Here is a 14,178-nt window from a genome sequence, read left to right on the forward strand (position 1 = left end):
GTGTTAGCAAAGCCAAGAATAAAGAAACACACCCCTAACCCCTCTCAAGAGGGGAACATTTAAGACAGAAATGGATATACTAAAATTTATAACCGCAGGCAGTGTAGACGATGGCAAAAGCACATTGATAGGCCGCCTGTTGTACGATAGCGAAGCCATATTGGTAGACCAACTGGAAGCCCTCCACGCATCCAACCGTAAAAACGACGACGGTAGCATCGACCTCGCCATCCTCACCGATGGGCTTAAAGCCGAGCGTGAGCAGGGCATCACGATCGACGTTGCATACAAATATTTTGAGACCGACAAACGCAAATTCATCATTGCGGATGCACCGGGGCACATCCAGTACACCCGCAACATGGTTACCGGTGCCAGCAACGCCGGTTTGGCTATTATCCTGATAGATGCCCGTAAAGGCGTTATCGAGCAAACCACCCGCCACTCTTTCCTGGTCTCGCTGCTGCAGATACAACAGGTAGTGGTTGCCGTGAACAAGATGGATATGGTGGATTATAGCGAAGATGTGTTCAACAGCATTGTGGCTGATTATAAAGTATTGGCCGGAAAAGTGGGCTTAAAAAATGTTACCTACATCCCGGTAAGTGCCTTAAAGGGCGATAACATTGTTTACCCATCGGCAAAAATAAGCTGGTATACCGGCGACAGTTTGTTAACTCATCTGGAGAATGTAGAACTGGAGATAGACGATACCTCTGCCCACGCCCGCCTGCCGGTGCAATGGGTAGTACGCCCCCAAACCGATGAACTGCACGATTACCGCGGTTATGCCGGCCGTGTTTCCAGTGGTTCGTTTAGGGTAAATGATAAGGTCACCGTGTTGCCTTCGGGATTTAGCTCTACCATTTCTAAAATTGAATTTTACGATAAAACGCCCGAAGAGGCAATAGCTGGCATGTCGGTAACGGTGCACCTGGCAGATAGTATTGATATCAGCCGTGGCGATATCATTGTAAACAGCGCCGGGCAGCCGCAGTTGAGCAACCTGATAGAGGCCGATCTGTGCTGGATGGATACCCGCCCGCTGGATCCTACCCTCACCTACCTGGTGCAGCATAATACCAAAACTATCCGCTGTAAGATCAGCGAAGTACTTTATAAAGTGAACATCAACACCCTCGAGAAAGATTACGTCGAGGATTTTAAACTGAATGATATCGGCCGTATTGTTATTAAAACCGCCGAGCCATTAGCCTTTGACCCTTACCAGCTCAACAAAGCCAACGGGGGCGCTATTATTATTGATAGCCGCACCAATGTTACCGTAGGCGCCCTGATGCTAAGGCAGGCCGTAGATTAAATATAATTACCAATTATATTCTGTTAAGTGAGCAGAAAAACCCTGTGCGAGGTGCAACTCGTACGGGGTTTGTGTTTAACAATAGTTTATTTTAACCTGAACATTTTAACTTTGGCTGGACTAACTCTATCACAATGTATAAAAAGACTATTTCACCAATCCTCCTTGTACTTTTTTGTGCGAACGCCTACGCTCAAAACAAGGTTAATTTTGAAATCGCTTTATCGGAAACTAAAACAAGCCATAGCTTATACAATTCTATAGATCTCGCAGATACGCGGACAGATACCAACAATTTTGGTTATGTACAAACCGGTGTGTATAACAAGGTAACAACAGTCATTCCCCACAACCCATTTTCGGCGGAGATAAAACGGGTTCTTGCTTCGCTGGTAAGCGCTGATGCAGGCAATGGCGAATTGTTGTTACAGCTAAGGCAGTTTAGTTTCGCTGAGTTGACAGGCGTTCTTGGCGAATACGGTTATTGTACTGTCAAAGCCGAGATGTACGTTAAAAATGGAACTGGTTATCAAAAAACAACTTCTTTAGATACGCTTGTACAACTACGTTCGTCCATTGATGTAACTAACCCGTTATTGCGTAGCGGAAGCAGGCTGTTAACCGCTTTTATACAGGCAAACCTTACCTTGCCGGCCGCAAATGATGCCCGGGTTTATACGTACAATGAAGTTGTACATATCGACAGCATTGAAAAAAAAGCCTTGCCATTATACAATGCCGGCACCTATACTAATGGCTTGTATTTAACTTATCAATCGTTTAAAAACCAGCTTCCCGATAAGCGGGGTCTAACAACAGAAAACGATTACGTTCATCCGGGTTTTGTAAAAATAGCCGACGAAAAAGGAAAGTTAAGAGACGTTAAACTCAAAAAAACTTACGCTATTGTTTACAAAGGAATGCCGTATATAGCTACAGAATTCGGTTTTTACCCCCTTACCAAAATTAATAACGAGTTTACATTTACCGGCATGGCCAAAACTCCGCCGAGTATTGCCACGTTAATTGTTGTCAATGGTATGTTTGGCGCTACCGGAACATTGGCAAACTCTGGCGACGAAGACACGTTTGAGATGAAGATTGATCATCAAAACGGTTCGCTAATTAAACTAAAAGTGATACCCAAGCCCAAAACAACCGGCAGCGGGAATGACGGCTGGGATTAATTCACCGCCTGACGCAAACAAAAAAAGCCGGCAACTCGCTTGCCCGCTTTTTAAAACTAAATTAAACCTAAAAAAAATCGGGCGAGAGGAAGGATAAAAGACAAAAGATGAAAGACTATAATTTTATCTTTTGTCCTTGCTCTTACTTCTTTCCCTCTCCGCTCAGCAAGCCGTCCAGCGTAACCGAGGCATAATAAATGCCGCCAATAGTTGGGCCGCCCGCGTATTGTATATAGCGTTTGTTGAAAATATCGGTAGCACCAATTTTAAACGTTGCATTGTATTCGGGAATACGCAAAGTAACCTGTGCATCAAACGTGTGGATAGACGGCACGGTACCGGTAACCAGCGGGCTTTCCCACAGGAACGCCTGCTGCCATTTATAAACGATATTAAAACCTACATTCTTCACCACCTCGCGGTTACCGAAGGAGAAGTTACCCGACCATTTTGGCGTGTTAAACCCGGTTACAAAGATATCTGAGGTTTGCTGCGCCTTCAGTTTGTTGAAGCTGGCATTGCCTGATACGGTGTAACGCTTGTAAAAATTATAGGTAAGCCCTAAAGATGAACCGTAGTTATTGTAGACATTCTTAGCATTGGTATAAACGCGGTAACGGCTTTGTCCGTTGCTTGCAGCGTTGGTAGCAGTAGCGGTTGTAGGGTCGCGGTTAATATCCAGCATGGCTAATACCGCTGCATCTGAGCCCACTGTAGTACCGTTCGGCACAAACACCTGCACCTGGCCTAAAAAGCCATTGTAGCGGTTAGCATAGGCATCCACATCAAGGAAAACTTTGTTATCTAACAATATGCCTTTATAGCCCACCTCGAACGATGTAATTTGCTCCGGGCGCGCCTTTGGCAAATCGGCAACCTGCAGAAGGTTGCGGTTGGCCAAAGCCGTAGCATCATCGCCCGTGATAGATGCAGCTTTTACAGCAGCGTTGAAAGCAGTGACCGATTGCTGTGTGTAGCTGTTATTCAAATAACCCAAACCTTCATTGATAAATGGTAAACTGCCTACACGTTTCACACGGCCATTGTTTACGTATGATAGCGCTTCGAACAACGAAGGGAAACGGTAACCGTTCTGGAAGGTGAACCTGAAGTTATGGTTTTGGTTAGGCGAGTAAACAGCAGCTAAACGCGGCGTAAATTTCGGGTCGAAATACGGGTTATAATCCCAACGTACCGAACCGAATAATTTTAACTTCTCCTCGAAAAAGGTTTTGGTAACCTGCGTGAATGCGCCGTATTTTTTGTAGATAACGTTTTCGCCAAAACTACCATCAGCTAAAGGCGTATTCCGATCGGCTATACTGCGGCTAAAATCTACAAAGTTGTTACCATCCGGAATGATCTGGTAAACACGTACATCGCCACCCACCAGCAGGTCAACAAATTTAACTTTGCTGGTCAGGTCCCACTGAGCTTCACCATTAAACATATTGCTCTTTTGTACCAAAGCAGCGCCACCTGTAGCCGGGGCATTAGGTATCAGGCTCGATTTAAAATCCCAGTTATTGATGCCGATAATGGTTTTACGCAAGGCATCAAACTCCGGCGTACCCGGCTCTACCCTGCCTGCATCCGCGGCCGTACGTGCGGCTTGCTCAGCAGCAGCCAAATTGGTAGATTTAAGTCCCCCATTGGCGTTGGCATAGGCGGTAAGCGCGTTTTTATAAGTAGTACCCCAGGCAGAATTGTTGGCATGCTTTAGATCGAGGTTATCCGCAAGCGGTTTTACGTTAAACGAGTTGCCGGTATTTTCTATCGACTCATAAGCACGTACCAGAAAATCCTTGCCCTTCAGTTCCACTTTGTGGTTTTGCACGGTAGCACCATTCAGCGATATTTTATTGCCACGTTGGAAAACACCATCCATTTTACCATAACGGTAAGTGTAGGACAAAGTAGTATTAGGGGTTAATTTATATGCTAACGTACCATCCAGTTTTAAGTTGGTTACATCCGGTTTCACCAGGTCAACTTCGTTATAACCGGTACGGGCAACGGTTAAATTAGGGCGGGCAACACCATCAACCACAATGCCTTTTATAGATACCGTGTTACTTCCTGCAAGGGCATCGTCGCCATATTTATTCCAGCCATCATAAGCAGCATTACTGGTGCCGGTGAGTTCGGGGTAAGCCGGGTTAGCCGTTTTCAGGTTGGTAGGGTTTTGATCCAGGCGGGTGTTGGATTGCCAGTCTTTACCTTTTAAATAGCTGGCGTTCAGTTTAAAAGCAAATTTATTATTGAATGCTTTGGCAAACCTGAAGGCATCTTCGGTTAGTGCGCTCGAGCCAAGATTATCGCCAACATGGTTGATCCCGCTGCGGTGATAAAAACTCAGGCCCTGGTATTTAAACGGGTCTTTAGTGAACAAGTTGGATAAACCGTTGATAGCGTTGGTACCATATAAAGCCGCGGCGGCGCCCGGGGTGATCTCTATACTGGCAATATCCAGCTCGGTTGGGCCAATGGCATTACCAAGCGGTACGCCCAACGTAGCCGATTGCATATCCACGTTGTCGGCCAGTTGCATAAACCTGAAGTTATTTGGACTATTGAAACCGCGTGTGTTGGGCACTTTTAAGGTGATACTGGTGGTGGTCATCTGCACGCCTTTTACATTTTCCAACGCATCATAAAAGCTTGGGCCGGGCGACTGTTTCAAAGCGTTGATACTCAACTTTTCAATCGCCACCGGCGACCGCAGCAGTTTTTCTTCCCTGCGGGATGCCGTAACCACCACCTCGTTTATTAGTAAGGATTGTGAGGTAAGCTGTATATTAACGGCGCTGTTGGCATTCTTGATGTAAAATTCCTGCGGCTGGTAACCCACGGCTGAAAAAACCAAAGTAAACGGCAACTTGGTGCTTGTAGTTAAGCTGAATTTACCGGTGCTATCGGTTACGGCGGCGTTTGTAGTGCCTTTAATGGTTACTGTTGTACCCACAAGTGGCAGCCCGTGGTCGTCGTTTACTTTACCGCTTAAAATGTAGCTCCCGTTCAATTGGGCCAGCCCCACCGTCGGGAGGAGCAGTAAAAAGAGCACAATAAGTTTTATAAAATTTGTATGAATTTTCATGGAATTAGGTTGAGAAAAATTAAAAAATGGATTGTGATAGGTTGCTTGTCAGATAATTAACAACAACAGCATACAGTTGGGCACTGCATTCGTAAGGTGTGGGCTGATGATGATGTAACTAAATAATACATTGTCTATAGAATATGTCGACAAAAATATTAAATCTTTTTTATCATCCAAATATTTATGCTTAAAAATAATATTTACACATGAAATTCTGTATTTTGGTAAGCCACTTCCCTTTACGGTCGGCGTCCTTGCAACAAATATTACCCTTACCGTAACTAACTATGGTATTTAAAATCAAAACAGGTAGATGAAACTTATCTGGCTTAAGCCTTACCTTGTAGTCGCCTTTTTACTGTTACTTACTGCTGATGCTTCCGCGCTGGGCTTTGCCCTGCTCCCTAAAGACGAAAAGCCGAACGGATTGTTATTTGGGGGAGTCACCATAGTGGCCTTATTTATTGCCATAGCTGTACACGAACTTGGTCACCTGTTAACCGGGCTGGCACAGGGTTTCCGCTTCGAGTTATTTATAGTGGGTTTATTAGGCATCAAACGCGAGGATGGCCGAATTAAGGTTTATTTTAATAAAGACCTGGGGATGATGGGCGGCGTAGCGGCAACTATGCCGGTGCAGCAGAGTGCGGAAAACCGCAAAAAATTCGCGCGTTTGGTGATTGCCGGCCCATTGGCTTCGCTTTTCTTTGGGGTAGCGGGAATTTTAATAGCAATTTATTGCAGCCAGGGTTTGGCACGTGGTTTTTGGACAGTGGCTGGCGCATGTTCCTTAGCGCTGGTATTGGCAACCACGCTGCCTACAAAAACGGGGATCTTTTTTACCGACAGCGCCCGTTATCAGCGCTTAATAAGCAAGGGCAAAGCCGGCGCTATAGAAGAAGCTATGCTGGCGATGATGGCACAATACACGGTAGACAACTCCGCAAAGAATATTGATATTGAACACGCCAGGCTGCTGCAAACGGATGACGAAAAGTTTATGCGTTTTTGGGGTTATTATTACGAATACTATTACTACAAAGATAATTTGCTGATTGCCGAAGCCGCGGAAGCTAAAGAAAAACTCGTGGCCGAAAAATCTTCTGTATCCAACCAAATATGGAAGGCCTTAAAGATAGATGACAACGTTACTACGGCTGGATAACACCCTCTCCTCTTAAAACCTGAACATAAATATCGTATTTCCCTCATAATTCCCTATTATTGACGACTAATTTAATCTACATTAATGTCATTCAATTACCGGCGTGTTATTATCAAGATAGGTTCCAACGTTATTACCGGGCCAAACGGCTTGCCAGATATCGGACGGATAGCCCATTTGGTCGACCAGATAGCCGCCATCAAAAAACAGGGTACTGAAGTAATTCTGGTTTCTTCAGGCGCGGTTGCTTCCGGGCGTAGCCTCATCACCGTTACCGATAAATACGACGCCGTTGCCACACGGCAACTCCTGGCCTCCATTGGGCAGGTAAAGCTTATCAATACCTACTCCAATTTGTTCGAGAAGTTTAAGATCCTCTGCTCGCAGGTTTTGGTTACCAAAGAAGATTTTCGCGACAGGCTGCACTACTTAAACATGCGCAACTGCCTGGAGATTTTATTGCAGCACCAGGTAATACCTGTTATAAACGAGAACGACGTGGTATCGGTAACCGAACTGATGTTTACCGATAACGATGAACTGGCTGGGCTTATCGCTTCCATGCTGAATGCGCAGGCTTTAATAGTACTGACCAACGTAAACGGTATATATGATGGCGACCCAAAACTGCCCGGCTCGGCCGTTATTGAGGAAATAAAAGGTAATAGTATAAACTTCTCATCTTTCGTGAGTACAAGCCGCTCGCAGTTTGGGCGCGGCGGGATGATCACCAAATCAACCATCGCGCAAAAAACAGCACAGCTGGGTATAGCGGTACACATTGCCAATGGCACTACAGATAACATCCTGCTCGATGTGCTGGATAACAAGGTGGTGCATACCCGCTTTGTGCCAACCAAAAAAGCATCGGGTAAAAAGAAATGGATAGCACATTCTGAAACCGCCGCTACAGGGATGGTACAGGTGAACGAAGGCGCCAAAACAGTGCTCGTTTCCAGCAAGGCATCCAGCCTGCTGCCGGTAGGTATTATTAAGGTGTTGTCTGATTTCAAGAAAGGCGAGATCATCAAAATTGTAGACGAGAACAACAAAGTGATAGGATTAGGCCTCGCCGAATACGGTGCCGATAAAGCCCGGGAGTTCACCGGCAAAAAAAACCAGCGCGCGCTGGTGCATTATGACTATCTTTATTTACAGGGATAACATGGATTACACACACTATTTTGAAAACTCGGTAAAAGCAGGCCGAAGCCTCAGCCTCGCCCCTGCCGCCATAAACGCCGTTCTGTTGGACGTAGCCAACGCGGCTGTTGATCAAACCGATCATCTGCTCGCCGAAAATAAAAGGGACCTTGATCGCATGGATCCGGCTGACCCAAAATACGACCGACTTACCCTTAATGCGGCACGTATACAGGATATTGCCAACGATATAAAAAGTGTAGCCGGTTTGGCCAGCCCGCTGGGAACCATACTATCTGATAAAACCATGCCCAACGGTCTGCAAATCTCTAAAATCCGCGTACCGCTTGGCGTGGTGGGTGTAATTTATGAAGCAAGGCCAAATGTTACGTTCGATGTATTTGCGTTGTGTTTTAAAACTGGCAACATCAGCATATTAAAAGGAGGCAGCGATGCCGATTTTTCTAACCGCGCTATCATCGGCATCATTCATGGAGTCCTTTCGGCGCATAACATCGATGTAAATGCTGCTACTCTCCTCCCCGTAGAACGCGAGGCAACAGAGGCCCTTTTAAACGCGGTAGGCTATGTAGATGTGTTGATCCCAAGAGGTAGCCAGTCGCTGATAAATTATGTGCGCAACAGCAGCAAAGTGCCGGTGATTGAAACAGGGGCCGGTATTGTACATACCTACCTGGATGAAAGCGGCGACCTGGAAAAAGCTACGGCCATAGTAGACAACGCCAAAACCCGCCGGGTAAGCGTTTGTAACGCGCTGGATTGTCTGATCATCAACGCCAGCCGTTTAACCGACCTGCCTTCAATAGCTAAACCGCTGGCAGAAAAAGGTGTTGAAGTTTTTGCAGATGAGCGTTCATACGCCATTTTAAAAGAAACCTATCCCGCCAACCTGCTTCACGTAGCACAGCCGGAACATTTCGGTACGGAATTTTTGTCGATGAAGATGTCGGTAAAAACGGTTGATAGCTTTCAACAAGCGTTGGAGCATATTGCCATCAACAGTTCAAAACACAGTGAGGCTATAATATCTGAGGACGAAACCAATATCGAAACCTTCCTGAACCGGGTGGATGCCGCGGCAGTTTATGTAAATGCCTCTACAGGGTTTACCGATGGCGCGCAATTTGGCCTCGGTGCCGAAATTGGCATCAGCACCCAAAAACTCCACGCCCGTGGCCCAATGGGGCTGGAAGAATTGACGAGTTATAAATGGGTGGTAAAGGGTAATGGGCAGGTGAGGAAATAAAAAGATGCCTAAATCATAAATTCGGACTGGCTTGGCTTTTGCGGCAAGTTTAAATGCGCTGCAATATTTATAACCTTCTGAGGTGTGTTCAGGCTCTTTTGAAGGTCATCTATCTTCAGATTGTTTGCTCTGCTTTTAAAAATAAAAGTTTTGAAATCGAACTTACTTGCGGCTGAATTAAAATCTTCCTGGCTCTTGCTTATCAGGTCGACCGTAAACAAATCTAATCCCGACTTTATTAACGGAAATAAACCCTCAAGCTCTTCAACCCAGTTTTGGAGTTTATCAAGATAAACCCTTGCATCCGTATCTTCTACAAAAGCAAGTTTTTCCAATTGCTTTTTAATATTCCCGAATTCCATATTTGCCCAATCCTTTGAGCGCAAAACAGGGGTTTGCCAAACCGTCCGCTCGTTTTTCCAATAGTCCTCTTTAGCTTTTACCTGGTGTATAATAAACCCGGGGAGTTCTACAGCTGTCAAATACCCTCCGTGGCAGGCTCCGGTATCTATTCCGTAACTATTGTTTTTTATCAAAGGTATATCGCCAACCACATGATGCCCGTAGATGATAGGCTTCTCCCCTTTGTAATAATCATTCCAATAGGTTTCGGGCGCATACTTTTTCTCCAAATACCTATCTCCCGAGGTAGACCCGCAAAGCACTTCTTTCTTTTGGCTATGCAATGGCTTATTATGCTCAAAAGCGGCATGTACTATAATTGCCTCCTCTGTTTCGTAATAGTAACCGAGCGTATTGAGCCAGTTTAAAAACTCTGGATACTTCCCGTCGAATTGCAGCTTTACGATCTCCTGTGCATACGTTAATACACTATTTAAATGCTTACGCTCATGGTTGCCCATTATTACCAGGGAGTTGGGGCGATTAATAAAATACTCATATGCCTCTTTCGATTTATTTCCCCTATCCACAATATCGCCAACGGAAACGAGCATATCCTCGTCTTCCAAACCCATTTTTTGGACAAGGCCGATCAATTCATCATAACAACCATGTATATCTCCTACAACGAAAGTTCTTGGCATAAGCCTAATATATTATAAATTGTTTAAAAACGGCAAGGTTTTAGCCCCTTACCTGCCACCCCGCAAAAGGTTTTACAGTAGCACAATTCGGCATTCCATTTTTCCCGGTTCCGGGTACGGTAGTTTGCAGCTTCGCTCCTGCCGACACTTGTGCCCATGTGATCCCCGTCAGCGGTATTTTAAGCCTGCCGCTCCAACCGCCGCCACCTGCGTAGGATCCAATATCCAGGTAAATAAACCTGCCGCCAACAGGTCCTTGTACGAACGCGCCGCGAAAATCGGGCAGATCATGCGTCTCCGGGTTTCCTTTAATTTCCACGGCTAAATCAAACTGAAGGTCGTTGCCTTTGGATTGCTGCACTTGTACGGGTTCGTAATGTGAACCCGACCCTTTTTGTAAGGAATACGTGAGGTTCAAGGGTGGCTTTTCGAGGGTGATGTACAGGGTGATGCTATTTTCGTTGGCGGCCATATTACTTACGTGGTAATGTTTGTTTAAAATTGGAATATAAAGATAAGATTAACTTGTAATATTATTTATGCATATTGTGCCAGCCGTTAACCCTACCATCACAGTTCCTTTATGAAAAAAATTCTCAAAATAAACCTTCGCGTAGTTTTAGGCTTTATCGCTTTTGTCGCCCTGTATCTATTAGCTGCATGGGGTTTATCAAAAATCACCGTTTCGGCAGAACCGGGTAGCAGCAAGGAAGTTACCATCTACATTTTAACCAACGGCGTCCATACCGATATCGTGTACCCGTTAAAAACGAGCAAATGGATTGGAGCAAAGAGCTTAAATTTGAAAACACGGTTGGCAAAGATACCGCAGCCAGTTTTGTAGGCATGGGCTGGGGCGACAAAGGCTTTTACCTCAACACCCCTACCTGGGCGCAGCTCAAATTCAGCGTGGCATTTAAAGCGGCTACGGGATTGAGCACATCGGCCATTCATGCTACTTACCACAAGGAATTAAAGGAAAGTTCATCGTGCAAGAAAATAACCATCAGCAAAGCGCAATACGCACGGCTGATTGCCTACATCACCCAAAGTTTTAAGACTGATAGCGCCGTGCACTTCATCAACATAAAAACAAACGCCAATTACAGCACCGATGATGCCTTTTACGAGGCCAAACGCCGTTACAACCTTTTCTACACCTGCAATACCTGGGCAAACAACGCCCTAAAAGCCTGCGGTCAAAAAGCCTGTTTATGGACACCTGCAGATTCGCCGATATTTGATAAATATAAGTAGGCGGATGTTAAAAGTGGCGGTGACCGCAACGGGAGAAGTCAGGATTCCCTAACAAAAAATTTAGAATTTATGGTGACGCTATTATGGAAAAAGACATGTTAACTTTCCAATTTATTAACTTATTGAATATCAAATGATTAAGAAATAAATATCCGATTTATGTTAACCTTTGTTAACCCTGTTAACGCATGGCGTAGGCAGGGAGAGGGTTAACCGTTAGTTATACAACCCCTACCCACCAATTCCACCAGGCGATGTCCTCCCGCTGGCAATTAAACTGCTATGCTCTCAATCGCTTTTTCCAAAGCAGTTTCCCCAATGCCGGGCATTTTAAGTCCTTCTGCTCGGTAAACGTTGAGATCGGTCATGCCCAAAAAGCCTAAAACACCTCTCAGGTAAGGCTCAATAAAATCGTAAGCTTTCATCGGCCCTTCAGAATAAACACCGCCCGATGATATTGACACATAAACCTTCTTACCCTTTACCAGGCCTTCGGGGCCCTGCGCAGAATAGGCGAAGGTTTTGTTGGCGCGGCAGATGTGGTCTATCCATGCCTTTAAAGTTGATGGGATCTGGAAGTTGTACACCGGCGCGTCTATCACAATCGCGTCGGCATCCATCAGTTCGGCTATAGCCTCATCCGAATGTTTAATGGCATCGGCCAATTCGGGCGATTGTTTTTCTGCCGGCGTAAAGAACGAAGTAATGTGCACTTCTTCGAGGTGCGGGAAAGGCGTACTGGCCAGGTTGTGCGTTGTTACTTTACTGCCCGGGTTAGCGGCCTGCAGTTTTTCTATAATGGCATTGCCAAGTTTAAGGCTAACCGATTCGGAGCCGCGCGGGCTGGAGATGAGATGTAATATTTTCATTTGCTTATGTTTTTTAATGAGGCAAACCTATGTACATTAGCTATGAAAAAGATACTACTATCCCAAAGGATAGCGGTATCCTTTGGGATAGTTACGATATTTGTACCATGGCAGAGGAGAAAAAATACGGTTCAGAAACTTGTAGATCGGCCATGGGTTCGGTTAAGGATGCCCTGTATGTATTGAGTGGAAAATGGAAACTGCCGCTGATCATCGCGCTGCGTGAGGGCCCCCGCCGGTTTAACGAACTTCAAAAGGAACTGGTAGACATCACTCCAAAAGTGCTCTCCAAAGAACTGCGCGAACTGGAACTAAACGAGTTTGTGGTACGCAAGGTATTTAACACGGTGCCCGTAACCGTAATCTATGAGCTAACTCCCTACAGCGCGTCGGTAAACCCCATTATAGAAGCGCTGAAGGAATGGGGCGAACAGCACCGCGAACGCATAGTAAGGCACCGCAAAGAGGAACCGGTGACCGTGTAGTCAGTGCATCAAACGTTCTCTATTCACCACTCTCCATTTCCCTACTCACCATTTTACCCTCCCCTGACCCAAGCCCGTAGCAATATCCCCCATAAACCCCTATCTTTGCGCCCAATATGAGCAAGCACGGAAGAATATTAGTGGCCATGAGCGGCGGGGTCGATAGTTCAGTAGCGGCAGTAATGCTGCACGAACAGGGCTACGAAGTGATAGGCCTTACCATGAAAACATGGGATTACGCTTCTTCCGGCGGTAGCTCAAAGGAAACAGGCTGCTGCAGCCTGGATAGCATAAACGATGCGCGCGCCCTGGCCGTTGGCTATGGGTTCCCCCATTATATACTGGATATCCGCAACGAGTTTGGCGATTTTGTGATCGACAACTTTGTAGACGAATACCTTGCGGGCCGCACCCCTAACCCATGCGTGCTGTGCAACACCCACATCAAATGGGAAGCCCTGTTAAAGCGTGCTGATAAACTGGATTGCGAATTCATCGCTACCGGGCACTACGCCAATATCCGCCAGCAGGATAGCGGGCGTTATGTAATATCAAAAGGTAAAGACGAAAATAAGGATCAATCTTACGTGCTTTGGGGCGTATCGCAACGCAACCTGGCGCGTACCAAATTCCCTTTAGGCAGTTTCTCCAAACCCGAGATACGCCAGATGGCTGTTGATATGGGCCAACTGGAACTTGCCGGGAAAAGCGAAAGCTACGAGATCTGTTTTGTGCCCGATAACGACTACCGCTCGTTTTTAAGGCATAAAGTTGAGGACCTTGATGAACGTGTTGGCCCGGGTAATTTTGTGCTTACTGACGGCACTATAGTAGGCAAACACCAGGGTTATCCCTTTTATACCATAGGCCAGCGTAAAGGCCTTGGCATTGCTTTGGGCAAGCCGATGTTTGTAACCCATATAAAGCCCGAAAGCAATACCGTAGTTTTGGGTACGCCCGAAGAACTGGAAAAGAAAGAAGCCTGGGTACGTAACCTTAACCTGGTTAAGTACGAGACCATCCCCGAGCCTATTGAAGCGGTGACCAAGATCCGTTATAAAGATGCCGGTACAGAAAGCAAGATCGTGCAAATTGGCGACCATATGAAGGTATCGTTCGACCACATGGTATCGGGCATTGCCCCCGGCCAGTCCGCCGTATTTTACGAAGGCAATGATCTGCTTGGCGGTGGGTTTCTGATATAGGTTAGAAGAGTTGTAAAAGTTGAAGATGTTGTAGTGGTTAAGCTCAAAAGACCGCGAAAACCAGTGTATTGCTTTTTCAACTTTTCAAACTTTTTTAACCTTTACAACCTCTCCAACCTTTGCAACATTTACA

12 protein-coding genes are annotated in these 14,178 nt (G+C 45.8%); 8 read left to right on the forward strand and 4 right to left on the reverse strand.

The window, feature by feature from the left end:
• The first annotated feature begins 70 nt into the window (after positions 1 to 70).
• Positions 71 to 1,321 carry a GTP-binding protein gene (locus ABIX36_RS06640; protein WP_348081377.1) on the forward strand — a complete coding sequence of 417 codons (1,251 nt, stop codon included), beginning with the start codon at positions 71 to 73 and terminating at the stop codon, positions 1,319 to 1,321.
• Positions 1,322 to 1,455: 134 nt separating this feature from the next.
• Positions 1,456 to 2,508, forward strand: coding sequence for a hypothetical protein (locus ABIX36_RS06645; protein WP_348081378.1), 1,053 nt, complete (start codon positions 1,456 to 1,458; stop codon positions 2,506 to 2,508).
• 142 nt (positions 2,509 to 2,650) lie between these two features.
• Here the strand turns inward: ABIX36_RS06645 and ABIX36_RS06650 are convergent, their stop codons facing one another.
• On the reverse strand, positions 2,651 to 5,605 hold the full coding sequence (locus tag ABIX36_RS06650; protein ID WP_348081379.1) for a TonB-dependent receptor: 2,955 nt from the start codon (positions 5,603 to 5,605) through the stop codon (positions 2,651 to 2,653).
• Between the two features lie 316 nt (positions 5,606 to 5,921).
• Between ABIX36_RS06650 and ABIX36_RS06655 the strand changes: the two genes are divergently transcribed.
• The 3 genes from ABIX36_RS06655 to ABIX36_RS06665 all read left to right on the forward strand — a co-directional run bounded on the left by ABIX36_RS06655 (position 5,922) and on the right by ABIX36_RS06665 (position 9,183).
• On the forward strand, positions 5,922 to 6,773 hold the full coding sequence (locus ABIX36_RS06655; RefSeq protein ID WP_348081380.1) for a M50 family metallopeptidase: 852 nt from the start codon (positions 5,922 to 5,924) through the stop codon (positions 6,771 to 6,773).
• 84 nt (positions 6,774 to 6,857) lie between these two features.
• A complete protein-coding gene (gene proB / locus ABIX36_RS06660; RefSeq protein ID WP_348081381.1) occupies positions 6,858 to 7,937 on the forward strand; it encodes a glutamate 5-kinase in 1,080 nt (359 codons plus the stop codon).
• A gap of 1 nt (position 7,938) precedes the next feature.
• Positions 7,939 to 9,183: a glutamate-5-semialdehyde dehydrogenase gene (locus tag ABIX36_RS06665; RefSeq protein WP_348081382.1), complete on the forward strand. Its 1,245-nt coding sequence runs from the start codon at positions 7,939 to 7,941 to the stop codon at positions 9,181 to 9,183.
• 8 nt (positions 9,184 to 9,191) lie between these two features.
• On the opposite strand, the gene ABIX36_RS06670 is transcribed toward ABIX36_RS06665, so the two are convergent.
• Together ABIX36_RS06670 and ABIX36_RS06675 are read right to left on the reverse strand one after the other, a co-directional pair.
• Positions 9,192 to 10,229, reverse strand: a complete 1,038-nt coding sequence (locus tag ABIX36_RS06670; protein WP_348081383.1) for a metallophosphoesterase — start codon at positions 10,227 to 10,229, stop codon at positions 9,192 to 9,194.
• A 40-nt stretch (positions 10,230 to 10,269) separates the two neighbouring features.
• The gene (locus tag ABIX36_RS06675; protein WP_348081384.1) at positions 10,270 to 10,701 is read right to left on the reverse strand and encodes a DUF5990 family protein; all 432 of its coding nucleotides are present in this window, start codon (positions 10,699 to 10,701) and stop codon (positions 10,270 to 10,272) included.
• 305 nt (positions 10,702 to 11,006) lie between these two features.
• Between ABIX36_RS06675 and ABIX36_RS06680 the strand changes: the two genes are divergently transcribed.
• Positions 11,007 to 11,486: a DUF2459 domain-containing protein gene (locus tag ABIX36_RS06680; protein ID WP_348081385.1), complete on the forward strand. Its 480-nt coding sequence runs from the start codon at positions 11,007 to 11,009 to the stop codon at positions 11,484 to 11,486.
• A gap of 272 nt (positions 11,487 to 11,758) precedes the next feature.
• On the opposite strand, the gene ABIX36_RS06685 is transcribed toward ABIX36_RS06680, so the two are convergent.
• Positions 11,759 to 12,355 carry an FMN-dependent NADH-azoreductase gene (locus ABIX36_RS06685; protein WP_348081386.1) on the reverse strand — a complete coding sequence of 199 codons (597 nt, stop codon included), beginning with the start codon at positions 12,353 to 12,355 and terminating at the stop codon, positions 11,759 to 11,761.
• Positions 12,356 to 12,384: 29 nt separating this feature from the next.
• On the opposite strand from ABIX36_RS06685, the gene ABIX36_RS06690 reads away from it, so the two are divergent.
• The gene (locus ABIX36_RS06690; RefSeq protein ID WP_348081387.1) at positions 12,385 to 12,840 is read left to right on the forward strand and encodes a helix-turn-helix domain-containing protein; all 456 of its coding nucleotides are present in this window, start codon (positions 12,385 to 12,387) and stop codon (positions 12,838 to 12,840) included.
• A gap of 116 nt (positions 12,841 to 12,956) precedes the next feature.
• Positions 12,957 to 14,045 carry a tRNA 2-thiouridine(34) synthase MnmA gene (mnmA, locus tag ABIX36_RS06695; protein ID WP_348081388.1) on the forward strand — a complete coding sequence of 363 codons (1,089 nt, stop codon included), beginning with the start codon at positions 12,957 to 12,959 and terminating at the stop codon, positions 14,043 to 14,045.
• Positions 14,046 to 14,178 lie beyond the last annotated feature (133 nt).

The sequence above is a fragment of the Mucilaginibacter sp. genome (assembly GCF_039925265.1).
Taxonomy (GTDB): domain Bacteria; phylum Bacteroidota; class Bacteroidia; order Sphingobacteriales; family Sphingobacteriaceae; genus Mucilaginibacter.